This window comes from Kitasatospora sp. NBC_01300, from assembly GCF_041435235.1.
In the GTDB taxonomy this organism is placed as follows: domain Bacteria; phylum Actinomycetota; class Actinomycetes; order Streptomycetales; family Streptomycetaceae; genus Kitasatospora.
In genome coordinates this window covers 3,966,731-3,992,743 of sequence record NZ_CP108408.1, presented here as the reverse complement: position 1 = coordinate 3,992,743, position 26,013 = coordinate 3,966,731, and the positions used below count along the sequence as shown (strand labels likewise).

Here is a 26,013-nt window from a genome sequence, read left to right as displayed (position 1 = left end):
GCCCTAACCTCTGGCTGTGACTTTCAGCCAGACCCTCTCCTGCTCCCCGGCCCGCCCCGACCTCTCCGCGCCGCCGATAGGGACCCTCAGTCCGCCCGTCCCGCGCGCCGCACTCGCCGAGGTCCTGGGCCGCTACCGGGTGGGGGGACTGCTGACCGCCGAACCGGTCGCCGAAGGCCTGCTGAACCGCGGGTACCGGGTCACCACCGAGACCGGCGCGTACTTCCTGAAGTGCTACGTCGACGCCGCCACCGCCAGCCGCCCGAAGATCGTCGCCCACCACCGGGCGATGGCCGGGCTCCAGGCCCTCGGGCTGCCCGTCGCACCCCCGCTGACCTGCGCCGAACGAGCCGGCACGGTGGCCGGCTACGGCGGCCGGCTGTTCGCGCTGTTCCCCTGGGTGGATGGCCGACACCGGCACGGTACCGACCTCTCCCCGCCGCAGTGCGACGCGCTCGGCGCGCTGCTCGGCCGACTGCACGGCGCGCTCGACGACGTGTGCGCCCCCTTCGAACAACCCCCGGGCTACCGCACCGCCGACCCCCTCGACAGCGCCGACCTCGCCCGCGACCTGCGGCGCCACGCCCGCGCCCACCGCCCGTACGGCGACCTGGACGCGCTGGTCGAACGGAGGCTCACCGAAAGGCTGGAACTGCTCGCCGAACACGCCCACCGCCGCCCCGCCCCGCAGACCGCCCCGCCCACCGGCTGGACCCACGGCGACTTCCACGGACTCAACCTGCTGTACGGCGACGGCCCCGACGGCGGCCCGGTCGCGGCCGTCCTGGACTGGGACAAGCTCGGCCCGCAGCCGCGCGCCGAGGAGGCCGTCCGCGCCGCCACGCTGCTCTTCAACGACCGGACGTCCGGCACCCTCGACCTGGTGCGGGTCCGCCACTACTCGCAGTCCTACCGGGCCACCGGAGCCGCCACCGCCGAGCACCTGGCCGCCGCCGTCCACCGGGTCTGGTGGGAGCGGCTGAACGACTTCTGGATGCTCCAGTGGCGCTACCAGCGGGCCGACCACCGGGCCGACCCGCTCTACCCCGCCTCGGCCGGCCAGTTGACGTGGTGGTGCCAGGAGTACGAACAGGTCCTGGACGCCTTCGCCAACTGACCGGTGTCAGCCCGGCCCGATCAGGGCGTCGCCGGCGGCTGGGTCGCCGGCGGCTGGGTGGCCGGCGGGTTCGACTTGGTCGCCGGCGGCGGCGTGGCCGCCCCCGTGCTGCCGCCGCTTCCCGTGCTCGGGGTGGTCGGCGCCGTGCTGGGCGTGCCAGGCGCCGTGGTGGGCGGCTGCGTGTGGCTGGGGGTCTGGCTGGGCGACGCGGGCGTCGAGTGCTTGCCCGAACCCGGAGACGGCGACATGTTGTTGTTGCCGTTGTTGTTGCCGTTGTTGTTGCCGCCGCTGCCGCCGTTGTTGTAGCTGCCGCCGTTGCCGCCGTTCTCGGTCGGCTGCGTCGGGCGCCGGCTGCCGGTGTTGGACGCGGGCGGGCTCTGCGAGCCGCTCTGGGGCGGCGTGCTGGGCTCGGTCGTGCTGACCGCCGGGAGCGGTGTCGGCGGCACGACGTGCGAGTTCCCGGGTTCGTTGCCGCTGAACGCGAACGCCATGCCGACCCCGGCCGCGAGCAGCACGGCCGCGGTGCCGGCCACCCAGGCCCACGGCCCGCGCCGACGGCCGGAGCCGCCGTCGTCGTCGCCGTCGTAGGGGCCGCCGGCCCCCGGGTAGGGCGTCGACGGGGTATGCGGGCCGCCCGGGCCGCCCATCCCCTGGTAGGGCAGCACCGAGGTCTGGTCGCCGGGGCCGATCGCGCCGAAGGCCGCGGTGGCCGCGGTCTGGTCGGGCCGGATCACCTGGGTGGCGTCGGTGTTCCCCTGCCCTGCGGCGGCCAGTCCGGCCGTGGTGCCGGCCCAGCCCGCGCCGCCCGCGCCGTGCATCTCGCGCAGCGCGTGCTGGACGTGCGCGCGGAACTCGTCGGCGTCCTGGAAGCGGTCGTCCGGGTTCTTGGCCAGCGAGCGCAGCACCAGCTGGTCCAGCCCGACCGGCACCCGGCCGTTGGCCTGCGAGGGCGGCACCGGCATGTCCTGGACGTGCTGGTAGACCACCGAGAGCGGGGTGTCGCCGGTGAACGGCGGGCGCAGCGCCAGCAGTTCGTACAGCATGCAGCCGGCCGCGTACAGGTCGGAGCGGTGGTCGACGGGCTTGCCGAGGGCCTGCTCGGGCGAGAGGTACTGCGGGGTGCCCATGACCATGCCGGTCTGGGTCATGGTGCTGGCCGTGCCGGTCAGCGCCCGGGCGATGCCGAAATCCATCACCTTGACGGCGCCCGCGGTCGTGATGATCACGTTGGCGGGCTTGATGTCCCGGTGGACGATGCCGTTGCGGTGGCTGTAGGCCAGCGCCTCCAGCACCCCGGCGATGATGATCAGCGCCTGGTCGACCGGCGGCGCGTCCTCGTCCACCAGCAGCTCGCGGACGGTCCGGCCCTCGACCAGCTCCATCACGATGTACGGCGTGGACTCGTCCCCGGCGTACTCCTCGCCGGTGTCGTAGACCGCGACGATCGAGTGGTGGTTGAGCCCCGCGACGGCGTGTGCCTCGCGGGTGAACCGCAGCCGGGCGATGTCGTCCTGGGCCAGCTCGCCGCGGAGCAGCTTGACCGCGACCGTCCGTCCCAGCCGTACGTCCTCGGCCGCGAACACCTCGGCCATGCCGCCGCGGCCGAGCCGGTAGGTCAGCCGGTAGCGGCCGTCGCCGACCGTGCCCAGCGGCGCGGCCGTGCCGCGGCCGGGGGTCTGCGGGCCGCCCGGGGGAAACGCGCTGGTCGCGGCGTCGCTGCCGGGTCCGGGCATCCTCGGCGTCCCGCCGGTCCGGCCGTCAGCTCCGGCACCCGTTCCGTCATCCGGCTGCTGCGTCTGTGCCATCGCTCCTCGCCCCGGGCGTTCGCTCGGATCGCGGTGCCCTGTCGCTTCGTATCCCCGAACGCTACCGCCTCCGGCGCGGGCCCGTGGCACGCCCGAACCGGCCGGAAAGCGTCAGAGCAGGCCATTCCGGTCGGCCGGAAGGTCAACCACCAGCACCGCTGCGGGCCGCTCACCGGTGGTGTGCCCGCTCTTGGTCTTCGTCTTGTTGTCCTGCGCCTTGTTGACCACGATCGCGATGACGATGCCGGCCAGCACGAGCACGCCGACGATGATCCCGATGACGACCACGGCCGTCGAGCAGCCGCCGCCGCTGGGCGCCTTCGGCTGCTGGTACGGCGGCATCGGCTGCGGCGGCGGGGTGTGCGCCCGCTGCGGCGGGGCCTGCTGGAGGTACTGGGGGTGCGGCGTGTGCGGCCCCTGCGGACGCGGCGGCTGGAAGGCCGGCGGCGGGGTCCGGTACTGCGGCTGCTGCGGCGGCGGAGGCTGCTGGAGGTACTGGGGGTGCGGCGTCTGCGGCCCCTGCGGACGCGGCGGCTGGAAGGCCGGCGGCGGGGTCCGGTACTGCGGCTGCTGCGGCGGCGGAGGCTGCTGGAGGTACTGGGGGTGCGGCGTCTGCGGGGCCTGCGGCGCCGCGTGCACCGAGCGCGGGCCCTCGTTGATCACCAGCGGCGTGCTGGCCTGCAGCGGGTGCCCGCTGCCGCCGCCCTTCGCGGCCGCGATCAGCCGCTCCGCCTCGTCCCGCATCGCCGCCGCGCTCTGGAACCGGTGCGCCGGGTCCTTGCGCAGCGCCTGGGCGACGAAGGCGTCCACCGCCGGGTTGACCGACCGGTTGAGGGTGGACGGCGCCGGCGGCTCCTCCTGGACGTGCTTGTAGGCGATCGAGAACGCCGAGTCGCCGTCGAAGACCAGCTGCCCGGTGAGCATCTCGAAGAGCATCACGCCGACCGAGTAGAGGTCGGAGCGGGCGTCCACCGGCTTGCCGAGCGCCTGCTCGGGCGACAGGTACTGCGGGGTGCCGACCACCATGCCGGTCTGCGTCATCGACGTGGCGCCCGGTTCCAGCGCCCGGGCGATGCCGAAGTCCATGACCTTGACATTGCCCTTGCGGTCGAACATGACGTTGCCGGGCTTGATGTCGCGGTGCACCAGGGACATGTCGTGCGAGGCCTCCAGCGCGCTCAGCACGCCGACGATGACCCGCAGGGCCTCCTCGGTCGGCATCGCGCCGTACTGGGCGACCGCCTCGTTGATCGCCTCGCGCAGGCCCTTGCCGTCGACCAGCTGCATGACGATGTACGGGGTGCTGGAGCCGTCCGGCGCGACGTCCTCGCCGCTGTCGTACACCGTGACGATGTTCGGGTGCTCCAGCCGGGCCACCGCCTGCGCCTCGCGGCGGAACCGCTCCTTGAACGAGGCGTCCCGGCCCAGCTCGTTGTGCATGCTCTTCAGCGCGACCTGCCGGTCCAGCACGCTGTCGTACGCGAGGTGCACCGAGGCCATGCCGCCCTCGCCCAGCAGCCGCTGCAGCACATAGCGGCCGTTGCCCAGGGAGGAGCCCCCGACCGCCGCGTTGCCGTGCTCGCTCATGGTCCTCTGCTCCCCCTCGGCGCGGCCGTGGCGCCGCGACCGTGACGTTCGGTCTCGTCCGTGCGTGGTGGGCCGGGCCCGCGGGCCCGGCAGACCCCTGCCGCGGCGGTGCGACCGGCCTGCGACAGGGGTCAGGGTATCGGCTGACGCCGACGGTGATCGGTCCAGGGCCGGTCCTGCCCCCGGACCGCCGGGGCGCCTCCGGCGGCGCCCCGGCCCGGGGCGGACCGTCGTGGTACGTCCGGTGTCGGCGGCCCGTTACAGGTACGGGCCGGAACGGATGCCGCGGCCCTGGCCCGGCTCGTCCTCGTCCGGCTCGGCGCCGTGCAGACCGGGCGGCAGCGCCCGCCGCATCTGCTCCAGCTGGGCCCGCGCCGCCATCTGCTGGGCGAACAGCGCGGTCTGGATCCCGTGGAACAGGCCCTCCAGCCAGCCGACCAGCTGGGCCTGGGCGATCCGCAGCTCCGCCTCGGTCGGAATGCTGTCCTCGGTGAAGGGCAGCGACAGCCGCTCCAGCTCGGCGACCAGCTCGGGGGCCAGACCGAGCTCCAGCTCCTTGATCGAACTGGCGTGGATGTCCTTCAGCCGAGCCCGGCTGGCCTCGTCGAGGGGCGCCGCCCGGACCTCCTCCAGCAGCTGCTTGATCATGCTGCCGATACGCATGACCTTCGCGGGCTGCTCGACCATCTCGGTCACCGGGAGCTCACGCGGCAGGTCGCCCTCGTCCTCGTCCCCCGCCGAGCCGGCGAACCCCTGGCCCACGGGCAGCCCGTCCGGTCCGACGATCAGCACCTTCTGGCCGTCCTGCGACTGCCCGCCCGCGGCCTGGAATGGCTGCTGAAACGAGCGCTCGTTCATCGGATTCGTCATGAACAACATTCTCTCTCACTGGGGTTGGTCGGGCGGAAGCCCCCGTACGACCGCCGTCCTGAGCCACCGCTGACGACGGTACGCCCCCGGGCGCCGCCCCGGAATCCGTACGGATACTCAGCTCCCGGCCCGCCCCGGCCCCCCTGGGGCGCGCACACACCCCTCACGGAACCTCCCCCCGCCGCCCCCGCCCCGCGGCTCACCCCCGGCGCAGCCGCAACCCGATCAACCCCAGGCCGCAGCCGATCAACCCCAGCCCCGCGCCCAGCGGGAACTGGAGGGTCGAGGCGTCCCGCCAGCGGGCGGGCAGGACGGCGGGGACGGCGGCGGCGACGGCCTGGGCGGTCGCCGCGGCGGCGGCGTCCGGTGCGGCGTCGGCACCGGGAGCCGCCGCGTCCGGGGTGCCCTGGTCGGCCTCGGCCTGGTCCCCCGCACCGGCCGGCCCGGTGCTCCGGTCAGGAACCTGGTCGGGGTTCTGCTCGGGAACCTGCGCAGGGGTCTGCTCGGGGTTCTGCTCGGGAGCCCGGTCCGGCGCCCGCTCGGGGGCGGTGTCGGCGCGCTCGGGCGCCCACACCGCCCAGCGCCGGAACACCCGGGCGTCGCCCCGGCCGGGGCGCGGGTGCTGCGGCGGCCCGACCGCCGGAACGGCCTGGGGCTCCGGCCTGCCCACGGCGGCGGGCTCAGCGGTGAACGGGGACGGCGACGACGCCACCGGCCCGACGGCGGCGGCCGCCGAAGCGGCGGCCAGCGGGAGCGTGAGCCCGAGTACGGCCGCCGCGATCAGTCGCTGGGCCCGGCCCGGGCCGGTACGGCCGGTACGGCGGGTACGACGGTGGTGCGGCGCGGAGGGCAGCGGCCCGAGGAGGTGCGTTGGTGCGGCCACGGTCGGAGGTCCTTCCGACGGCCGACCGCGCGCGGCGGGGTCGGCGGCGGGACAGCTCCGAACCAGCCTCACACAATCCGACGATCAGGGCATTTCGGACGTTCCGCCCCAGGCCACAGACCCTCGGGCCGCAGACCCTCGGACGTCAGCCCCTCGGGCCAGGCTCAGGCCCGCAGCACGACCTTGCCGACCTGCTCCCCCGCCTCCAGCGCCCGGTGCCCGTCACCGGCATCGGTCAGCGGCAGCACCCGGTCGACCACCGGCTTCACCACCCCGGACTCCACCAGCGGCCACACGTGCTCGCGCACCGCCGCCACGATCGCCGCCTTCTCCGCCAGCGGGCGCCCGCGCAGATTGGTGGCGATCACCGCGGCGCGCTTGCGCAGCAGCGCGTTGAGGTCGAGCTCGCCCTTCACCCCGCCCTGCAGCCCGATGATCACCAGCCGCCCGTTGACGGCCAGCGCGTCCACGTTCCGCTGCAGGTACTTGGCGCCCATGATGTCCAGGATCACGTCCACCCCGGCCCCGCCGGTCGCCTCCTTGAGCACCTCGACGAAGTCCTGCTCGCGATAGTCGATCGCGATGTCGGCACCGAGTTCGACGCACCGGGCCAGCTTCCCGGCGCTGCCCGCGGTCACCGCGACCCGCGCGCCCACCGCCTTGGCCAGCTGGATCGCCATGGTCCCGATGCCGCTCGCGCCGCCGTGCAGCAGCACCGTCTCGCCGGGCCGCAGGTGGGCGGTGAGGAACACGTTGGACCACACCGTGCAGGCGACCTCGGGCAGCGCGGCGGCCTCCTCGAAGCCCAGGCCCTTGGGCAGCGGCAGCAGCTGCCCGGTCGGCACCGCGACGAGCTGCGCGTACCCGCCGCCGGACAGCAGCGCGCACACCTCGTCGCCGACCGCCCAGCCGGACACGCCCGGACCGAGGGCGACGATCCGCCCGGCGCACTCCAGCCCGGGGTAGGGCGAGGCGCCGGGCGGCGGGTTGTAGTTGCCCTGCCGCTGGAGCAGGTCGGCGCGGTTGACGGCGGTGGCCGCCACCTCGACCAGGACCTCGCCCTCGCCGGGCACCGGGTCGGGCACCTCCGCCCACACGAGTGCCTCGGGACCGCCGGGTACGGGAATCGTCATCGCATGCATGACCCGAACCTACTGCGCGTCACGGCGAGGAGCGGGCAAGGCCCGCGTCAGCCGGTCGACTTGATCACGATCACCCGGTCGGTGAGCTGGAGCACGGCGGCCTCGGGCTCGGTGTAGTTGAGCACCCGCCGGCCGCGGACCACCGCGACCACCAGGTCCTCGCACGCGCGCGGGCTGTGCCCGGCCTCGGCCCGGGTGACGGGGCGCTCGACCACGTCCAGACCGTTGCCGTAGGTGAGCAGGTCCTCCATCACCGCGCCGGCGTGCGGGCTGAGCATCGACAGGCCGAGCAGCCGCCCGGCCGAGCTGGAGCTGGTGACGACGACGTCGGCGCCGCTCTGCCGCAGCAGCGGGGCGTTCTCGTCCTCCCGGACGGCCGCGACCACGGTGGCGCCCTTGTTCAGCTGGCGCGCCGTCAGCGTGACCAGGACGGCGGTGTCGTCCCGTTCCGGCGCGACCACGACCCGGGCGGCGGTGGGCACCTCGGCCCGCAGCAGCGTGTCGGTGCGGGTGGCGTCGCCGACCACGCCGACCAGCCCGTGCCGGGCGGCCTGGTCGATCACCTTGCGCTGCGGGTCGACGACGACGATCTCGTCCTTCTTCACGCCCTGCCCGAGCAGGGTGTCGACGGCGCTGCGGCCCTTGGTGCCGTACCCGATGACGACGGTGTGCTCGCGCACGGTGGACCTCCAGCGGTTCAACCGCCACTGCTGGCGGGTTCGTTCGGTGAGCACCTCCAGCGTGGTCCCGACCAGGATGATCAGGAACACCACCCGCAGCGGGGTGATCACGAAGATGTTGGTGAGCCGGGCGCCGTCGCTGTACGGGGTGATGTCGCCGTACCCGGTGGTGGACAGCGTCACGGTGGCGTAGTACGCCGCGTCCAGGAAGCTGACCCCGTCGCCCGCGTTGTCGTTGTAGCCGTCCCGGTCGACGTAGACGATCAGCGTCGTGGCGACCAGGACGGCGAGCGCCAGCAGCAGCCGGGAGCCGACCTGCCGGAGGGCCGGCGCGCTCCGCCGGGCGGGCAGCACGATCCCGGAGTCCGACCACGGCTCGGTTCCCGGGGCGGGCACACCCCGCAGCCTGCTCATGCGGCCACCTCCCCGCTGTCGTGGGGCGCGCACGCCCCGGTGGGCCCGTTCACGGCGCCTCCAGCAGTTCGACGGGTTCGCCGGCCGCCGCGCCGCCGGGCGGGACCACGGCCAGCGCCTCGGCCCGGGCGAGGCCGCGCAGCATCGCGGGCCCGTCGAAGGCGAGCGGGACGACGCCGTCGGCGGTGTGCCGGACGGGCAGCAGCCGGGTGTCCACCGGGTGCCCGGGCAGGCCGACGGCGGTGGGTGCGAGGACCGGGGTGACGGCGGACCGCCCGCTGCGGGCGTGCAGCAGCGGCAGGGCGAGGGTGACCGTCCCGGCGACGGCGGCCAGCGGATTGCCGGGCAACCCCACCAGGTGACGCCCACCCGGCCCCCCGCTCCGGGCGGGGCCGGCCGACGGGCATGCGGGCGAGGGGAGTTCGGCCAGCAGCATCGGGTGTCCGGGGCGGACGGCCACGCCGTCCACCAGCAGCCGGGCCCCGGCCTCGGCGAGGGCCCGGTGCAGGAAGTCGACCGGGCCGGCCGCCGTTCCGCCGGTGGTGACCACGATGTCGGCGGTGGAGTGCCGCAGCGCGTCCCGGAGCAGCCCGAAGTCGTCCCGGACGGACCGCACTTCGGCCACCTCGGCACCGGCCGCCCGCAGCCAGGGCGGCAGCAGCGGCCCGAGCGCGTCCCGGACCAGGCCCGGACCGGGGACGCCCGAGGCGAGCAACTCATCGCCGAGGACGAGCAGTTCGACCACCGGGCGGCGGCGCACGGCGAGCCGGTCGTGACCGCAGGCGGCGGCCAGACCGAGCACGGCCGGACCGACCAGGGCGCCACCGGGCAGCAACGCCTCGCCGCGACGGCACTCCTGGCCGCGCGGGCGGACGTCCTGACCGGTGGTCAGCGACTGGTGGCCGCAGTCGTGCAGCAGCGTGCCGTCCGTGCGGCCGTGCTCACGGCGCAGGACGGCGGTGGCGCCGGGCGGCAGTTGGGCGCCGGTGGCGATCTCGACGGCGGCGCCGTCGGCCAGCGGCGCGGACGCGGCCCGACCGGCCAGCACCCGCCCGGCGACCCGCCAGGGGCCCGGCCCGGCGACCGCCCAGCCGTCCATCGCGGAGGTGTCGAAGGCGGGCAGGTCGGTCAGCGCGGTGAGCGGCTCGGCGAGGGTGCGGCCGAGCGCCTCGGCGAGCGGCAGCCCGACCGCCGGCAGCGGGCGCAGCCCGGCCCGGCGGGCGGCCTCGCGGGCCTGCGCCCAGCTCAGCACGCCGGGACCGGCCGACCGGGCGGCCACGGTGGTCCGGCCGACGGCGCTCACGGCTCGCCCGGCCCGTCGGCGGCGCTCCAGCGCTCGGCGAGCGCGGCGGTCCGCCGGGCGGCCTCGGCCACGGCCTCCGGCCCGCCGCCCTGCTGGGCGGCCGCGTAGCCGATCAGAAAGGCGGTCAGCGGCGCGGCCGGGCGGGCCACCCCGTGCGCGACCACCCGGGTGAGGTCGAGCAGTCCCCGGACGTCGACATCCAGGTCGATGCCCAGGTCGGCCCTGACCTCGGCGATCCAGTCTTCCAGCGTGCGCTCCATGCGCCCATGCTGCCTGATCGGCGGTTTCCCCGGAGTGTTCGCCCCGTGTGCGGCGCGCGTCGTTTCCCGCACGCACACCCGCGCGGTCCGTGCGCACGGACCGGCGGGAACGACGCAACACGCCCTACGACCGGTCGCGCTCCCGGGCCTGTTCGAGGTCCTCCCAGGTGTCGCAGTCGTAGGCGACGTTGTCGGTGTCGGCCACCAACTGCCGGGCGAGACCGCCGATGAGGCGGCGCAGCGGGAGGCCGGCCGGATCGCCGAGGGCGGCCAGCGCGGTGCGCAGCGGGGCGGTGCGGTAGGCGGCGGCGAGCGGCTGGTCGCGCCCGCCGGCGTCGACCAGGACGGCGGCCTCGACGGCCGGGCCCGCCTCGGCGAGGACGGTGACCAGCCGGTCGACGGTCCGTCGGTCCAGGAACGGCAGGTCGGCGGCGAGCAGCAGCACGGTCGGCGCGGTGACCAGGTCGAGCCCGGCGGCGACGGCGGCGACCGGCCCGCCGCCCGGCGGCTGCTCCCTGGTCCGGCGGACGCCGGTGCGCGCGGTCGGCCGGTCGGGGCCGACCACGACGGTGGTGCGGGCGCCCGTGCAGGCGGCGAGCACCCGGTCGAGCAGGGTGGTCTCGCCCACGGTCAGCCCGGGTTTGTCGGCCCCGCCGAGGCGACGGGCGGCCCCGCCGGCCGGGACGATCACGTCGTAGGGCGTCATGCGGCCAGTATCCGCCCTACTCGGCTCCGCCCGTCCCGCGCTCCGGGGACCGCCCGGGCTCCTCGGACTCCGTGGACTGCTCGGGCTCCGTGGACTCCCCGGGCTCCTCGGTGGGCTCGTCCTCGACGATCTCCGCCTCGACGATGTCGTCCTCGACGATCTCCGCCTCGACGATCTCGCCCCCTCGCGCCGCCCGGGCGGTGTTGGCGGCGGCGCCCAGTTCCAGGATGGCCGGCAGCGTCAGCTCCCCGTACCGCTCGTTCATCGCGGTGACCAGTGCCTCCGGGTCGTGCGGGTGCTCGGCCAGCAGCCGGTCGAAGTCCTGGAGGTACTCGCCGGTGAAGGCGAGCACCCGGGCGGCGTCGTCGCCCTGGTCGGGGGCGCGGTGGCCGGCGATGACCCGGTCCACGCCGAGGTCGGCGATCCGGCCGAGGTTGTGGCCCCAGGTGGTGCGCTGGGCCGGGGTGGTGTCGGCGGTCCAGACGTGGGTGCCGTTGTAGGCGAAGTCCCCGGCGATCACCGTCCGGATGCTCGGCACGTGGACGACCGTCGAGTCGCCGCAGTCGCCCTGGCCGAGCAGCAGCACGGGGATGACCTGGCGGTCGAGCATGAGGGGCTGCGGCAGCAGCGGAGCGGGGATCAGCGGGTGGTCCGGGATGTCGTCGCCGTAGACCGGCTTCCACTGGGCGACCTTGGCGGCGGCGGTGCGCCGGATGCCGTCGACCACGGCGGGCGCGGCCAGCAGCCGGGCGTCGGGGAAGAGCCTCAGCACCTCCTCGGCGCCGAAGTAGTGGTCGGGGTGGTGGTGGGTGACGACGATGGCGAGCAGTCGGCGGCCCTTGCCGGCGACCCATTCGGCGAGCTCGCGGCCGGCGCTGCGGGTGAGCTGGGCGTCGACCAGGATCGCGGTCCGCTCGCCGAGGATCAGGGTGGAGGTGGCGAAGAAGGCCGATTCGGGGCCGGTGAAGACGGCGACCTCCAGCGGGCGGGCGGGCCGCTCGTGGTCCGGGGCGGCGGCCTCGGCCGCCGTGCGCTCCGCGCCGGCGCCCTCCTCGGGCGGGGACGACGTCACTGGCTGCTCCCTCTGGTCGGCGGTCGGACTTCCTGCGCCCTACAGCATGGGAGTACCGGTGTCGGATTGCGCGGAAGGCGCGCCCGGCGGGGCACGCCTTCCGGCTCAGGTCACATCGCGGCCCGAACGGCCGGAGCCTCGGCGTCGTGGGCGGCCCGCCCCGGGGCACGGGAACGCCCGGGGCCCGTCCGTCGTGACGACGGACGGGCCCCGGGCGGTCACTTCGTGGGGGTCAGCGCTTGGCCGCGCCGCGCAGGCGGGCCAGCCGGTCGGAGACGCCCCAGGCGGTCACCCGCCACAGCGCCTCGACCACGATGTTGCGGCTCATCTTGGACGCGCCCAGCTCGCGCTCGACGAAGGTGATCGGCACCTCGGCCACCTTGAACCCGGCCTTCACCGTGCGCCAGGCCAGGTCGACCTGGAAGCAGTACCCGGCCGAGGCCACCTCGTCCATGCCCAGGCCCAGCAGGGTCTCCTTGCGGAACGCCCGGTAGCCGCCGGTGACGTCCCGGATCGGCACGCCCAGCGCCAGCCGCGAGTAGGTCGAGCCGCCGCGGGAGAGCAGCAGGCGCGACTTCGGCCAGTTCACCACCCGGCCGCCCGGCACCCAGCGCGAGCCCAGCACCATGTCGGCGCCGCGCAGCGCGCTCAGCAGCCGGTCCAGTTCCTCGGGCTGGTGCGAGCCGTCCGCGTCCATCTCGACCAGGACGTCGTAGCCGTTGTCGATGCCCCAGCGGAAGCCCGCGAGGTAGGCGGCGCCCAGGCCCTCCTTGCCCTTGCGGTGCATGACGTGCACGTTCGGGTCCTCGGCGGACAGCTTGTCGGCCAGTTCGCCGGTGCCGTCGGGGCTGTTGTCGTCGGCGACCAGCACGTGGGCCTCGGGGACCGCCGCCCGCACCCGGCCGACGATCCGCTCGACGTTCTCCGCCTCGTTGTAGGTCGGAATGATCACCAGGACCCTGCCGAGATCAGCAAAACTCTGCTGGTTCACGGTCACGTACAAACCTCTCGGCCGATGGCGGGGAGTGTCAGAACACCATCGCCCGCACTCTGGAACGCGGCTCCGCCGGCAGCCCGCCGACGGGGTGAACCACGGTGGAAACTGCTGTGCAGGGCGGAGACTACTGCGTCCTGGCATCCTACTACCGCGCCCGGGAACCACCGGTCCGGCCAGGGCACTCCCCTCCGGTACCCGCCGTTTCCTCGCGGGCGACACCGGTCGGCTAGGGTCGATGACCTTGCCCGTGTCCGGCCCCCCGCACCGTCGGGCCCGTTGCCCCGACGATCCGGCACACCCGCCACCCAGCGAAGGAGTAGGACCGCGCGCATGGACAGGCTCATCAACACCGTCCGCCCGTACGCCTGGGGGTCGCTGACCGCCCTGCCCGAACTGCTCGGGCAGGAGCCGACCGGCGAACCGCAGGCCGAGCTGTGGATGGGCGCCCACCCCGGCGACCCGTCCCGGGCCGACCGGGGCGAGGGGCCCCGCCGGCTGGACGAGCTGATCGCGGCCGACCCCGAGGGCGAGCTCGGCGCCGCGACCGTCGCCCGGTTCGGTCCGACCCTGCCGTTCCTGTTCAAGATCCTGACCGCGGGCCTCCCGCTGTCCATCCAGGCCCACCCCACGATCGCCCAGGCCCGCGCCGGGTTCGCCGCCGAGAACGCCCTCGGCATCCCGCTGGACGCCCCCGAGCGGAGCTACCGCGACGCCAACCACAAGCCCGAGATGGTCTGCGCGCTGGGCGCCTTCGAGGGGCTCTGCGGCTTCCGGCGGCCCGCCGAGGCAGCCGGGCTGATGGCCGGGCTCGCGGTGCCCGGGCTCGCCCCGCTGATCGACCTGCTGGCCGTCGAGGACGAGGCCGAGGCGCTGCGGGGCACGCTGGCCGCCATCCTCGCCATGGACGGGAAGGCCGCCGAGGAGACCGTCCGGGAGACGGCCCGGGCCCTGGCCCGCACCGACCCGGCCGGCGACTACGGGCCGTACGCCCGGATCGCCGAGGACTTCCCGGAGGACCGCGGCCTGATCGCCGCCCTGCTGCTCAACCACTTCCGGCTCCGGGCCGGCGAGGCGCTCTACCTGGACGCCGGCGTGCCGCACGCCTACCTGTCGGGCGCCTGCGTCGAGCTCCAGGCCAACTCCGACAACGTGCTACGGGCCGGCCTCACCCCCAAGCACATCGACCTGCCCGAGCTGCTGAAGGTCCTGGTCTTCGAGGCCGGCGCCCCCGAGCTGCTGCACCCCCGCCCGGTCGACGGCACCGCCGGCGAGGAGCTCTACCCCGTCCCGATCGACGAGTTCCGGCTCTCCCGCTTCGTCCTGGACGGCCGGGACCGCGAGGTCGACGGCCGCGCCCCGCAGATCCTGCTCTGCACCGAGGGCACCGCCCGGCTCACCGCCGCCGACGGCACCACCCTGGAGCTCGCCCGCGGCCGGTCGGCCTTCCTCCCCGCCACCGGCGCCCCCACCCGGCTGTCCGGCACCGCCACGACCCTCTTCCGCGCCACCGTCACCGTCTGACGGCGCCCGGGGGCCACGCGCCGAGGGCTCGCCTCCCGGGTGGGAGGCGAGCCCTCGGCGCGTCCGTGCGGCGGTCAGCCGACCCGTTGCCCCGGGCCGCCGGCGCCGACTTCGACCGGCACCTGTTCCTGGTCCTGCCCCCCGCCCTGGCCCTTCTCCCCGGACTGGCCCTTCTCCCCGGACTGAGCCGGAACGGCCCCGGCGGCCTCGCCGGTCGCGGGCGCCCCGGTCGACGCGGCGGCCGCCGGCTGCAGGGCACCGCCCGGCCAGCGGCGCTCGACCGCCTTGGCCACCTTGCGGCCCAGCTTCTGCACGGGCAGCTCCACCAGCCGGTACATCACCCAGCTCGCCAGCATGATCACGACGAGGTACTCGGCCGTCCAGATCAGCTTGCCGCCGGTCGTCGGCGGCACCTTGGGCACGTGCAGCAGCGGCTGGATGGTGTGCACCAGCGGGACGTGCAGCAGGTAGAGCGAGAAGCTGATCCCGCCGAGCCAGGTGAGCGGCTTCGGGAAGCGGCGCTTGCGCAGCGCCATGCCGATGCCGAACGTGATCCAGGCCCCGAGGTAGGAGCCGGCCCAGGCCATCCAGCCGGACGTCCAGGTGTTCTGCTCCATGCCGTCACGGTTGTACATCCAGGCGACGGCCACCCCCGCGACGAGCACGAAGCCGCAGCACATGATCGCCTGGAGGCGGTCGATCTGGCGGTTCTCGGCCCGGTAGATCGCGGTGCCCGCGAACATCGTCGCGAAGATCATCAGGGTCTCGAACATCGGGGCCCGGCTGTTGTTGTACATCAGCACGAAGCCCAGCAGGCCGAGCGTGATCGCCCCGACCCGGGTCAGGTTCGGCCGGCCGCTCAGCACGCAGGCGAAGCCGAACAGCACGATCAGGACGGAGCCCCAGACCAGGTTGCGGGTCGAGGTGATGTCACTGGTCAGCGTGTGGGAGGCGATGGAGGTGCCGAAGAGCAGCGCCACACCGGCGAAGCCGACCGCGATCGGGCCGCTGCGGCGGTGCTGGCCGACCGTGAAGAGCGCGGTGACCATGTAGTAGAAGACCATCTCGTAGCTGAGGGTCCACATGACGCCCAGGCCGTTCCAGACGCCCATGAAGTCCTGCAGCATGGTCGAGTTGGCGGCCACGTAGATCAGGTCGTGATCGGTGGCGAAGAGCGCGACCGAGCCGTCGCCCTTCGGGATGATGGCCAGCGCCACCGTGATTCCGATGATCACCGGCGGCCAGAGCCGGAAGATCCGTCCGATCCAGAACGCCCGCACGTCCCCGCGGCGCTCCAGCGAGGCCGGGATGATGTAACCGCTGACCAGGAAGAACAGCATGACGCCGTAGAGGCCCAGGTCGGCGTGCCACCAGATGAAGGACGCCACCCCGTCCGGCAGCATCTTCAGGACGTCGAAGTGGTGGAGCGCCACCACCAGGGCGGCCACGCCGCGAAGCGCGTCGAGCCAGCCCAGCCGACTGGCCGATCCGCCCGCCCGAGCCTGCTTGCTTCCCCCGGCCCGGCGGGCGGACAGCTGTCGTATCGTTTTCACCGCACGGACAGTAGCTCATCACACTGATGCGTTCGCCTCGGTGACGGTCGGACGAGGCCTCCCGAGTGCCCCCGCGGCCGTTCCTAGTCCCGGGTCATGTCGACGAAGCGCGAGTAGTGGCCCTGGAAGGCCACCGTGATGGTGGCGGTGGGGCCGTTACGGTGCTTGGCGACGATCAGGTCGGCCTCGCCGGCGCGCGGGGACTCCTTCTCGTAGGCGTCCTCGCGGTGGAGCAGGATGACCATGTCGGCGTCCTGCTCGATCGAGCCGGACTCGCGCAGGTCGGAGACCATCGGCCGCTTGTCGGTGCGCTGCTCGGGGCCACGGTTCAGCTGGGAGAGCGCGATGACCGGGACTTCCAGCTCCTTGGCCAGCAGCTTCAGGTTTCGCGACATGTCGGAGACCTCCTGCTGGCGGTTCTCCGCCCGGCGGGAGCCGCCGGACTGCATCAGCTGGAGGTAGTCGATGACGACCAGCTTGATGTCGTTGCGCTGCTTGAGCCGGCGGCACTTGGCCCGGATCTCCATCATCGACAGGTTCGGGGAGTCGTCGATGAACAGCGGCGCCTCGCTGACGTCGGGCATCCGGCGGGCGACGCGGGTCCAGTCATCGTCCGTCATGTTCCCGGAGCGCATGTGGTGCAGCGCGACCCGGGCCTCGGCGGACAGCAGGCGCATGGCGATCTCGTTGCGGCCCATTTCGAGCGAGAAGATCACGCTCGGCAGCTTGTTCTGGATCGAGCAGGCGCGGGCGAAGTCCAGCGCCAGCGTCGACTTTCCCATCGCGGGGCGGGCCGCGATGACGATCATCTGGCCGGGGTGGAGGCCGTTGGTGAGCGCGTCGAAGTCGGCGAAGCCGGTCGGGACGCCGGACATCTGGCCGTTGCGGGAGCCGATCGCCTCGATCTCGTCGAGGGCGCCCTCCATGATGTCGGCGAGCGGCGCGTAGTCCTCGTTGGTGCGCTGCTCGGTGACGGCGTAGATCTCCGCCTGGGCGGCGTTGACGATCTCGTCGACGTCGCCCTCGGCCGCGTAGCCCATGCCGGCGATCCGGGTGCCGGCCTCGACCAGGCGGCGCAGGACGGCGCGCTCGTGGACGATCTGGGCGTAGTACTCGGCGTTGGCGGCGGTCGGGACGGAGTTGACCAGGGTGTGCAGGTAGGAGGCGCCGCCGACGCGCTGCAGTTCGCCGCGCTTGGTGAGCTCGCCGGCCACGGTGATCGGGTCGGCCGGCTCGCCGCGGGCGTACAGGTCGAGGATCGCGCCGTGGACCATCTCGTGCGCGGGCCGGTAGTAGTCGGCCGGCTTGAGCACCTCGACCACGTCGGCGATGGCGTCCTTGGACAGCAGCATGCCGCCGAGGACGGACTGCTCGGCGGCGAGGTCCTGCGGGGGGACGCGCTCGAAGCCGTCCACGCCGCCCTGGCCCTCGTCGTCGCGGCGCTGCCAGCCGCCGCCACCGCTCTGCGAACCGTCGCGCGGGGCGCCGCTCCGGCCGCCCTTGCCGCCCTTCTGGAAGCCGCCCTCACGACCGCCGCCGTCCCGGTTGCCCTCCCGGCCGCCGCCCTGGCCGGAGCGGCTGCGGGAGACCGGGAGCCGGTCGCCGGGCCCGTCGGGGAAGGACGCGTCGTCGAAGGCGCCGGCCGGGAAGGGGTCCTCGGCGGGCTGCCAGTCCTCCTCCGGCGGCGGGGCGTCGTGGTCGTCGTACTGGGGGCCGGTCACGCGTGTTCCCCGATCAGCGAGTGGTGCGAGTTGGAGCGGGCCTTGCCGGTGGCTGGGTGGAGCGGAGCCGCTCCTCTTTGTACGCCACGGCACCGACAAATCGGACGCCGGGGCGGGCGGGAGTGTCGGGCGGAGGGCCCACGCTAAGGCGCCGGGAGCCGTTCAGCCAAGGCGGTTATCCACAGGGGGTGTGGACGAGCGGCCCTGGGCTGTGGAGAAGTGCCGCAAAGCTGTGGACGCCCCTGTGGAAGGCCCTGTGGATAACCAGACCATCTGTCCACCGTCAACCTGCTGACCAGGTATTACCTCTTACCGGGCCTGTGCATGAGAAATTCTTCACACGCAGCCGGACGCCCGCGGGCGCGCAGCGGGCCGAGCGCCTCGCTCAAGAATTCGAGTAATAGCCAACTACCACTAGCAGTCATTACCTGTGGATGAGTAGCCTGGAGCCCATGACCGCCCCTCCCGCAGCCCCGACCCCCTCCAGACGCCGGCACGACCGGGAGATCCTCGCACTGGCCGTCCCGGCCTTCGGCGCGCTGGTCGCCGAACCGCTGTTCCTGATGGCCGACTCGGCGATCGTCGGCCACCTCGGCACCCCGCAGCTGGCCGGGGTCGGCGTCGCCGCCGCCGCGCTGTCCACCGCGACCGGCGTGTTCGTCTTCCTCGCCTACGCCACCACCGCGGCGGTGGCCCGCCGGATCGGTGCCGGGGACCGCCGCGGCGCCGTCCAGCAGGGCGTCGACGGCATCTGGCTCGCCCTCGGCCTGGCCGTCCCGGTGGTGCTGCTCACCGTGCTGCTGGCCCCCTGGGCGGCCGACGTCCTGGGGGCCTCGGAGACCGCCGCCCCCTACGCCGTGACGTACCTGCGGATCAGCGCCCTGGGCATCCCCGCGATGCTCATGGTGATGGCCGCCACCGGCGTGCTGCGCGGCCTCCAGGACACCCGCACGCCGCTGCTGGTGGCGATCGCGGGCTTCACCGCCAACATCGGCCTGAACGCCGGCCTGGTGTACGGCGCCGGGCTCGGGGTGGCCGGCTCGGCCTGGGGCACCGTGCTCGCGCAGACCGGGATGGCCGTCGTCTACCTGGTCGTGGTGGTGCGCGGGGCGCGGCGCGAGCACGCCTCGCTGCGGCCGGACGCGACCGGCATCCGGGCCAGTGCCAGGGCGGGCGGTCCGCTGCTGGTCCGGACGGTCAGCCTGCGCGCGGTGCTGATGATCGCCACCGCGGTGGCCGCCAGGCTGGGCGACGACCAGGTGGCCGCGCACCAGATCGCCATGACGCTGTTCAGCTTCCTGGCCTTCGCCCTGGACGCCATCGCGATCGCCGGCCAGGCGATCATCGGCCGCTACCTGGGCGCCGAGGACGTCCCGGGCGCCAGGGCCGCCACCCGCCGGATGGTCGAGTGGGGCATCGGCTCGGGCGTGCTGCTGGGCCTGCTGGTGGTGGCCGCCCGCCCGCTGTACGTCCCGATGTTCACGCCCGATCCGGCCGTGCAGGGGCAGTTGGACACCGCCCTGCTGCTGCTCGCGCTCAGCCAGCCGGTCGCCGGCCTGGTCTTCGTGCTGGACGGGGTGCTGATGGGCGCCGGGGACGGCCCCTACCTGGCCTGGGCGGCGATCGCGACCCTGGCGGTGTTCACCCCGGCGGCGATCGCGGTGCCGGCCACCGGCACCGGGCTGGCCGGGCTGTGGTGGGCGATGAACCTGTTCATGCTGGTCCGCGCGGCCTTCCTGGTCGGGCGGGCGCGCGGCGGCCGCTGGCTGGTCACCGGGGCCGTCCGGGGCTGACGGCACCGGGGCCGAACGTTCCAGCACGGAACGCGCCGGAACACGACCGAGGGCCGGACTCCCGGAGGAGTCCGGCCCTCAGGCCACTGCTACGGAACTCAGGCAGCGACGACGGCGACGTCGAGGTTGGCCTGGACGTCGGCGTGCAGCTTGACCGAGACCTTGTGGGTGCCCACGGTCTTGATCGGCGAGGCGATCGCGACGGCGCGCTTGTCCACGGCCGGGCCGCCGGCGGCCTTGATGGCCTCCACGACGTCGGCCTGGGTCACCGAACCGAACAGACGGCCGGCGTCGCCCGAGCGAACGGCCAGCTTGACCTGGACGCCCTCGAGCTTGCCCTTGACCTCGTTGGCGGCCTCAAGGGTCTGGATCTCGTGGATCTTGCGGGCGCGACGGATCGCGTCGACGTCCTTCTGGCCGCCCTTGGTCCAGCGGATGGCGTAGCCACGCGGAACCAGGTAGTTGCGGGCGTAGCCGTCCTTGACCTCGACGACCTCGCCGGCGGAGCCGAGACCCGGCACCTCGTGCGTGAGGATGATCTTCATTACTTGGTCACCCTCTCTTAGCGCGCGGTGCTGGTGTAGGGCAGCAGCGCCATCTCACGGCTGTTCTTCACGGCCGTGGCGACGTCACGCTGGTGCTGGGTGCAGTTGCCGGTGACCCGGCGGGCACGGATCTTGCCACGGTCGGAGATGAACTTCCGCAGCAGGTTCGTGTCCTTGTAGTCAACGTAGTTGACCTTGTCCTTGCAGAAGACGCAAACCTTCTTCTTCGGCTTGCGAGCAGGCGGCTTCGCCATTGTGTGCTCCATTTGGGGTTCACGGCCCGGCCTGCGTCCTCAGGACGCCGGCGGCCGGGCCGCACGAAATCTGTCAGCTCTTAGAACGGGGGCTCTTCCGAGAAGCCGCCACCGGACGGGGCTCCCCAGCTGCCGCCGCCCTGCTGGCCGCCGGACGGAGTGCTGGACGCCCACGGGTCGTCGGAGGGGCCGGACTGGCCGCCGCCGCCGGAGTTTCCACCCCAGCTGCCGCCGCCCTGCTGGCCGCCACCGCCGCCCCAACCGCCCTGCTGGCCACCGCCGCCGCCCTGCTGGCCGCCGAAGCCGCCACCAGAGCCGCCGGGGCCACCGGACCGGTTGGCCCGGGTGACCTTCGCGGTCGCCGAGCGCAGGCTCGGGCCGACCTCGTCGACCTCGACCTCGAAGACCGTCCGCTTCTCGCCTTCCTTGGTCTCGTAAGACCGCTGGCGCAGTCGGCCCTGCACGATGACGCGCATGCCGCGCTGCAGCGACTCGGCCACGTTCTCCGCCGGCTGCCGCCAGACGTTGCACGTGAGGAAGAGGCTCTCGCCGTCCTTCCACTCGTTCGTCTGACGGTCGAAGGTGCGGGGGGTGGACGCGATACGGAACTTCGCGACCGCCGCACCCGACGGGGTGAAGCGCAGCTCGGGGTCGTCGACGAGATTGCCGACGAGGGTGATGACGGTCTCGCCTGCCATGGTGGTGATGACCTCTCGGGAAGATGTCCGTTCACCGCTGTTTCACGTGAAACAGCGGACGCGAGCTACCCGAGACCCGAAGGCCTCAGAGGTGGCTCAGTGGGTGTCCGGGCGCAGGACCTTGGTCCGCAGAACCGACTCGCTCAGGCCCATCTGGCGGTCGAGCTCCTTGACGACCTCAGGCGTGGCCTTCAGGTCGATGACCGAGTAGATGCCCTCGGACTGCTTGTTGATCTCGTAAGCCAGACGGCGACGACCCCAGGTGTCGACCTTCTCCACCTTGCCGCCGGCGTTCCGGACGACGGTGAGGAAGTTCTCGATCAGGGGGGAGACAGCGCGCTCCTCGACCGAGGGGTCGAGGATGACCATCACCTCGTAGTGACGCATGGGTAACCCACCTCCTTTGGACTCAACGGCCACGGTCTCTCCGTGGCAGGAGGGTTGTGCAGCGTCGGCACCGGAGCAGTGACGACACCGGCCACCGTAGCGGCCGGGTCCGACAATCGGGCCCCGCTCACCCGACGGGGTGGTCGCCCGGAAGAGGGCGCAAGGGGGCACAACTACACCAGTGCAGACGGCACAGCCTACCCGCACCCGGACGGCCGAACAAAACGCATAGGGGTTGTGAGACCGACCCAACCGCCGCAATCTGGACGGAACGGGATTCCTGCCCGTTCGTCTCCACGCCAGGAGGTGGGACACATGGCCCAGTCCGTCCACCGCATGCCCGCGCTCACACTGAACACCGACGGCCACCCGCACCCCCGCGAGAACGCCCTGGTGGGCCTCACCGCCGTGCTGGGCGTGATCGCCTTCACCACCTCGTTCTTCCACAACCTGCACCTGCTGACCTCGTGGACCGGTCTGTTCGGGATCATCACCGGGCTGCTCGGCATGTTCGTCTCGGTCACCACGGCCGAGCGCTTCGTGCTGATGATCACGCTCGGCGCCTCCGCCATCGGCTTCTACCTCGGCATCGCCCGGGGCGGCCTCTGGGGCTGAGCCGCCCCGGTCGCACCGTTCCGGAACCCTCGGCGCCCCCGTGGCGTATCTGCAAGGAGACAGGTACGCGACGGGGCGCCGTCGCGCCCGCAGCGGCGGGCGCCCGGGCCCCGGACGATAGGGTCAGCCCGAGAACCTGGGCCCACCGCAGCCCGACCGACGAGGAGCACCGAGCAATGAGCCTGCGCCTGAGGACGATCACCCGCGAGGAGCACCTCGCCTTCATCAGGAGCCGCGCCTCGGCCAGCCACATGCAGGTGCCGTCGTGGGGTGACGTGAAGGCCGAGTGGCGCTCGGAGTCGATCGGCTGGTTCGACGAGGCCAACCAGCTCGTCGGCGCCGGCCTGGTGCTCTACCGGCAGCTGCCCAAGCTCAAGCGCTACCTCGCCTACCTGCCCGAGGGCCCGGTCATCGACTGGTTCGACCGGGACCTCGACCGCTGGCTCTCCCCGATGCTCGCCCACCTCAAGTCGCAGGGCGCGTTCTCGGTCAAGATGGGCCCGCCGATCGTCATCCGCCGCTGGAACGCCCCCACCATCAAGGAGGCCATCGCCGGCAAGCAGGCCAAGCGCCTGCGCGACGTCGAGGCCGACTGGTACGAGGCGCGCGCCTTCGAGGTGGCCGACCGGCTGCGCAAGGCCGGCTGGCTGCAGGGCGAGGACGGCGGCGCCGGCTTCGGCGACGTCCAGCCGCGCTACGTGTTCCAGGTGCCGCTGGCCAACCGCTCGCTGGACGACATCCACAAGAACTTCAACCAGCTCTGGCGCCGCAACATCAAGAAGGCCGAGAAGAGCGGCGTCGAGGTGTACCAGGGCGGCTACGACGAGCTGCCGATCTTCCACCAGCTCTACCTGGTGACCGCCGAGCGCGACAAGTTCACCCCGCGCCCGCTGTCCTACTTCCAGCGGATGTGGAAGGCCCTCACCGCCGAGGACCAGAACCGGATGCGGCTCTACATCGCCTACCACGACGGCGAGCCGCTGGCCGCGACCACGATGCTGGTGGTCGGCGAGCACGTCTGGTACTCCTACGGCGCCTCGGCCAACCACAAGCGCGAGGTCAAGCCGTCCAACGCGATCCAGTGGCGGATGATGCGCGACTCCTACGCGCTCGGCGGCGGCGTGTACGACCTGCGCGGCATCAGCGACACCCTGGACGAGAACGACCACCTGTTCGGCCTGATCCAGTTCAAGGTCGGCACCGGCGGCCAGGCCGCCGAGTACCTCGGCGAGTGGGACTTCCCGCTCAACAAGCTGCTGCACAAGGCCCTCGACCTCTACATGTCCCGCCGATGAGGAGGCTGACCCGATGACGCTGTCGCTCTACCTCGACACCGAACGCTGGCGCACCCACCAGCGCTCCGTCCTCGCCGAGTTCCCCGGCCTGGTGCCGGTCGCCAAGGGGAACGGCTACGGCCTGGGCAACCACCGGCTGGCCGAGGAGGCGACGCTGCTGGGCACCGGTGTGCTGGCCGTCGGCACCGCGTACGAGGCGGCCGACGCCGCCGAGTGGTACGGCGGCGAGCTGCTGGTGCTCACCCCGTACCGGGTCGGCGAGGAGGCCCTGCCGCTGCCGCACGCCCGGGTGATCCGGACGGTGGCGAACCTGGACGCGCTGCGGGCGCTGCACGGCGCCCGGGTGGTGGTGGAGTGCATGACCTCCATGCGCCGCCACGGAGTGAGCGCCGCCGACCTCGCGGCCGTCGCCGCCGAGCTGGACGGCGTCGCCTTCGAGGGCCTGGCGCTGCATCTGCCGATGGACCGGCCGGACGGCTCCAGCCCGACCGAGGAGGTCGTCCACTGGGTGGACACCGCCCGGGCGGCCGGGGTGCCGGTGCACACCGTGTACGTCAGCCACCTCGGCGCGGCCGGCATGGAGCAGCTGGCCCAGCGCTACCCGGACATCGTCTTCCGGGCCCGGATCGGCACCCGGCTCTGGCTGGGCGACCACGGCGCGCTGGAGGTCCGGGCCACGGTGCTGGACGTCACCCCGGTGAAGAAGGGCGACCGCTACGGCTACCGCCAGCACCCCGCGCCGGCCGACGGCCACATCGTGGTGGTGGCCGGCGGCACCGCGCACGGCATCGGCCTGGAGGCGCCCAAGTACGTGCAGACCATGGCCTCCCGGGCCAAGGGCATCGCCCGGGCCGGCCTGGCGACCGTCAACAAGACCAAGTCGCCGTTCCACTGGGCCGGCAAGCAGCTCTGGTTCGCCGAGCCGCCGCACATGCAGGTCTCGCTGCTGTTCCTGGACGGCGAGACCAAGCCTCCCGCGATCGGCGAGGAGCTCGGCCTCCAGGTCCGGCACACCACCACGCACTTCGACCGCGTGGTGGACCGCTAGGGCGACCGAAGCGCCTGAGCGCGCCTACGCCTTCTCGGCCGGCTCCGGCAGTCCTGGCTCGTCCAGCCACTGCTCGGAGCCGGCCGGCGCGTATCCGGCGTAGCTCTCCTCCTCGCGCAGCGTCCGGGCGGTGCCGAGCACGAACACGTCCGGGGCCCGGTCGAGCACCCCGCCGGACGGGTCGTCGCTGCCGTCCCAGCGCACCGGGTCGCGGTCCGCCTGCAGGGCGTCGCGGACCACCACGACCACCAGGTAGAGCGTGCCCAGCAGGTGCAGCACGACCGCGAAGTGGTACCAGGCCTCGCCGATCCCGTGCTGCTTGGGCCCGGTGACGAAGCCCAGGTGGGACCAGATGCCCAGGGTGTACAGCACCTCGCAGGCCTGCCAGATCAGGAAGTCCCGCCAGCGCGGCCGGGCCAGCACCGCGAGCGGCAGCAGCCAGAGCGCGTACTGCGGCGAGTACACCTTGTTGACCAGCACGAACAGGGCGACCACCAGGAAGGCCAGCTGCGCGAAGCGCGGGCGGCGGGGCGCCGAGAAGCCGAGCCACGCTATGGCCAGGCAGCCGAGGACCATCAGCACGCCGATGTAGACGTCGAGGTCGACCAGCCCCGTGCCCCGGCTCTGCATCAGGATCAGCCAGAACGAGCCGTAGTCCTCGGCGCGGTGCTTGCTGAACACGTAGAAGGTCGACCAGCCCTGCCAGTTGGCCGCCATGATCGGCAGGTTGACCAGCAGCCAGGAGCCGACCGCGCCGGCCAGCATCACCCGGAACTCGCGCCACTTCCCGGCCCGCCAGCAGAGCACCAGCAGCGGGCCGATCAGCAGCACCGGGTAGAGCTTGGCCGCGGTGGCCAGGCCGATGAAGACACCCGCCCAGCCGGGCCGGGAGCCGGACCACCAGGCCATCGCCACGGCGGCCAGCGCGACCGCGAGGAGGTCCCAGTTGACCGTGCCGTTCAGCAGCAGGACGGGCGCGAGCGCGAACAGCAGGGCGTCCCAGGGGCGGCGGCGGTGGGTGCGCGAGAGCGCCACCACGGCGATCACCGCGCAGGCCATCAGCAGCCCCGCGTTGATCGCCCAGAACCACCGCTCCTGGTCCTGCGCGGTGCCGGCGCCGGGCGTCAGCCAGGCCGCGACCTGCATGAACAGGCCGGTCAGCACCGGGTATTCGAGGTACTGCAGATCCCCCGAGGTGCCCGGGATGCGGTCCACGTACGGGTGCAGCCCGGCCGAGAAGCCGCGGCCGGAGAACAGGTGCGGGATGTCGCTGTAGCAGGCGTGGATGTACTGCGGCGAACCCGGCTGGAACCAGGCCTGGTTGTAGCAGGGCGCCTTCTGCACCATGCCGAGCACCGAGATCACGATCACCGCCAGCGCCAGGAAGCGCGCCGGGATCCACCACGAGACGCCCAGCAGCGCCCGACGGCCCGGCGGGCCGCCGATCACCTCGCTGCCGGCCGCCGCCACCGGGTCCTCGTCGGCCGGGACGACCACGGTGTTGACCGGCGGCGCGGCCGTGGCGACGGCCGGCCCGACCGGTCCTGCGGCGTCGCCGGGCCCGGCCGGCCCTGCGGATTCGTCACGATCGCTCGACGTCATGCCGGACATCCTGCCGCACCGGCCCCACCGGGACGAGGAGGACCCCGCAACGGGCCCGGCCTCCGTCGCCCGGCGGCACGGCGAATCATGACGAAACGGCGGTGGCGGCCCTCCGGGGAGGGCCGCCACCGCCGTTCGGTTCATC

General features: G+C 73.4%; 23 protein-coding genes and 1 pseudogene. 6 read left to right on the top strand and 18 right to left on the bottom strand.

Features of this window, described 5'->3' with window-relative positions:
- Positions 1-16 precede the first annotated feature (16 nt).
- Positions 17-1,117, top strand: coding sequence for a phosphotransferase (locus OG556_RS17795; protein ID WP_363619424.1), 1,101 nt, complete (start codon positions 17-19; stop codon positions 1,115-1,117).
- 20 nt (positions 1,118-1,137) lie between these two features.
- Here OG556_RS17795 and OG556_RS17790 read toward each other — a convergent pair whose 3' ends face one another.
- From OG556_RS17790 to OG556_RS17740, 11 genes and pseudogenes are all read right to left on the bottom strand, one after another.
- On the bottom strand, positions 1,138-2,850 hold the full coding sequence (locus tag OG556_RS17790) for a protein kinase (protein WP_371517899.1): 1,713 nt from the start codon (positions 2,848-2,850) through the stop codon (positions 1,138-1,140).
- A 183-nt stretch (positions 2,851-3,033) separates the two neighbouring features.
- Positions 3,034-4,509, bottom strand: coding sequence for a protein kinase (locus OG556_RS17785; protein WP_371517898.1), 1,476 nt, complete (start codon positions 4,507-4,509; stop codon positions 3,034-3,036).
- Between the two features lie 258 nt (positions 4,510-4,767).
- A complete protein-coding gene (locus tag OG556_RS17780) occupies positions 4,768-5,379 on the bottom strand; it encodes a bacterial proteasome activator family protein (protein ID WP_371517897.1) in 612 nt (203 codons plus the stop codon).
- Positions 5,380-5,578: 199 nt separating this feature from the next.
- Complete coding sequence (locus OG556_RS17775) at positions 5,579-6,262, bottom strand: hypothetical protein (protein ID WP_371517896.1); 684 nt, start codon at positions 6,260-6,262, stop codon at positions 5,579-5,581.
- A gap of 164 nt (positions 6,263-6,426) precedes the next feature.
- On the bottom strand, positions 6,427-7,404 hold the full coding sequence (locus OG556_RS17770) for an NAD(P)H-quinone oxidoreductase (protein WP_371517895.1): 978 nt from the start codon (positions 7,402-7,404) through the stop codon (positions 6,427-6,429).
- 47 nt (positions 7,405-7,451) lie between these two features.
- Complete coding sequence (locus tag OG556_RS17765; protein WP_371517894.1) at positions 7,452-8,498, bottom strand: TrkA family potassium uptake protein; 1,047 nt, start codon at positions 8,496-8,498, stop codon at positions 7,452-7,454.
- A gap of 49 nt (positions 8,499-8,547) precedes the next feature.
- Positions 8,548-9,801, bottom strand: a complete 1,254-nt coding sequence (locus OG556_RS17760; RefSeq protein ID WP_371517893.1) for a molybdopterin molybdotransferase MoeA — start codon at positions 9,799-9,801, stop codon at positions 8,548-8,550.
- Positions 9,798-10,079: pseudogene (locus OG556_RS17755) on the bottom strand (DUF6457 domain-containing protein); the annotation flags it as partial. The gene OG556_RS17760 and the pseudogene OG556_RS17755, both read right to left, overlap by 4 nt.
- A gap of 106 nt (positions 10,080-10,185) precedes the next feature.
- Positions 10,186-10,767, bottom strand: a complete 582-nt coding sequence (locus tag OG556_RS17750; protein WP_371517892.1) for a molybdenum cofactor guanylyltransferase — start codon at positions 10,765-10,767, stop codon at positions 10,186-10,188.
- A 16-nt stretch (positions 10,768-10,783) separates the two neighbouring features.
- The gene (locus tag OG556_RS17745; RefSeq protein ID WP_371517891.1) at positions 10,784-11,839 is read right to left on the bottom strand and encodes an MBL fold metallo-hydrolase; all 1,056 of its coding nucleotides are present in this window, start codon (positions 11,837-11,839) and stop codon (positions 10,784-10,786) included.
- A gap of 232 nt (positions 11,840-12,071) precedes the next feature.
- On the bottom strand, positions 12,072-12,836 hold the full coding sequence (locus OG556_RS17740; protein WP_371517890.1) for a polyprenol monophosphomannose synthase: 765 nt from the start codon (positions 12,834-12,836) through the stop codon (positions 12,072-12,074).
- A gap of 330 nt (positions 12,837-13,166) precedes the next feature.
- Between OG556_RS17740 and manA the strand changes: the two genes are divergently transcribed.
- Positions 13,167-14,357, top strand: coding sequence for a mannose-6-phosphate isomerase, class I (gene manA / locus OG556_RS17735; protein WP_371517889.1), 1,191 nt, complete (start codon positions 13,167-13,169; stop codon positions 14,355-14,357).
- 74 nt (positions 14,358-14,431) lie between these two features.
- Here the strand turns inward: manA and OG556_RS17730 are convergent, their stop codons facing one another.
- The gene (locus tag OG556_RS17730; RefSeq protein WP_371517888.1) at positions 14,432-15,910 is read right to left on the bottom strand and encodes an acyltransferase family protein; all 1,479 of its coding nucleotides are present in this window, start codon (positions 15,908-15,910) and stop codon (positions 14,432-14,434) included.
- Positions 15,911-15,993: 83 nt separating this feature from the next.
- On the bottom strand, positions 15,994-17,631 hold the full coding sequence (gene dnaB / locus OG556_RS17725; RefSeq protein WP_371517886.1) for a replicative DNA helicase: 1,638 nt from the start codon (positions 17,629-17,631) through the stop codon (positions 15,994-15,996).
- Positions 17,632-18,083: 452 nt separating this feature from the next.
- Here dnaB and OG556_RS17720 point away from each other — a divergent pair, with 452 nt between their 5' ends.
- On the top strand, positions 18,084-19,424 hold the full coding sequence (locus OG556_RS17720; protein WP_371517885.1) for an MATE family efflux transporter: 1,341 nt from the start codon (positions 18,084-18,086) through the stop codon (positions 19,422-19,424).
- A gap of 98 nt (positions 19,425-19,522) precedes the next feature.
- Here OG556_RS17720 and rplI read toward each other — a convergent pair whose 3' ends face one another.
- The 4 genes from rplI to rpsF all read right to left on the bottom strand — a co-directional run bounded on the left by rplI (position 19,523) and on the right by rpsF (position 21,308).
- Entirely contained in the window at positions 19,523-19,969 is a 447-nt protein-coding gene (gene rplI, locus OG556_RS17715) for a 50S ribosomal protein L9 (RefSeq protein WP_063348488.1), read from the bottom strand.
- Positions 19,970-19,986: 17 nt separating this feature from the next.
- On the bottom strand, positions 19,987-20,223 hold the full coding sequence (gene rpsR, locus OG556_RS17710) for a 30S ribosomal protein S18 (RefSeq protein WP_030304537.1): 237 nt from the start codon (positions 20,221-20,223) through the stop codon (positions 19,987-19,989).
- A gap of 80 nt (positions 20,224-20,303) precedes the next feature.
- Positions 20,304-20,921: a single-stranded DNA-binding protein gene (locus OG556_RS17705; RefSeq protein ID WP_350876693.1), complete on the bottom strand. Its 618-nt coding sequence runs from the start codon at positions 20,919-20,921 to the stop codon at positions 20,304-20,306.
- A gap of 96 nt (positions 20,922-21,017) precedes the next feature.
- Positions 21,018-21,308: a 30S ribosomal protein S6 gene (gene rpsF / locus OG556_RS17700; protein ID WP_063348486.1), complete on the bottom strand. Its 291-nt coding sequence runs from the start codon at positions 21,306-21,308 to the stop codon at positions 21,018-21,020.
- Positions 21,309-21,623: 315 nt separating this feature from the next.
- Between rpsF and OG556_RS17695 the strand changes: the two genes are divergently transcribed.
- From OG556_RS17695 to OG556_RS17685, 3 genes are all read left to right on the top strand, one after another.
- Positions 21,624-21,923 (top strand): hypothetical protein, encoded by a 300-nt coding sequence (locus OG556_RS17695; RefSeq protein WP_063348485.1) that lies wholly within the window; start codon positions 21,624-21,626, stop codon positions 21,921-21,923.
- Positions 21,924-22,099: 176 nt separating this feature from the next.
- A complete protein-coding gene (locus OG556_RS17690) occupies positions 22,100-23,218 on the top strand; it encodes a peptidoglycan bridge formation glycyltransferase FemA/FemB family protein (RefSeq protein WP_063348484.1) in 1,119 nt (372 codons plus the stop codon).
- Positions 23,219-23,231: 13 nt separating this feature from the next.
- A complete protein-coding gene (locus OG556_RS17685; RefSeq protein ID WP_371517883.1) occupies positions 23,232-24,266 on the top strand; it encodes an alanine racemase in 1,035 nt (344 codons plus the stop codon).
- 24 nt (positions 24,267-24,290) lie between these two features.
- On the opposite strand, the gene OG556_RS17680 is transcribed toward OG556_RS17685, so the two are convergent.
- Positions 24,291-25,868 (bottom strand): glycosyltransferase family 87 protein, encoded by a 1,578-nt coding sequence (locus OG556_RS17680; protein ID WP_371517882.1) that lies wholly within the window; start codon positions 25,866-25,868, stop codon positions 24,291-24,293.
- Between the last annotated feature and the right edge of the window lie 145 nt (positions 25,869-26,013).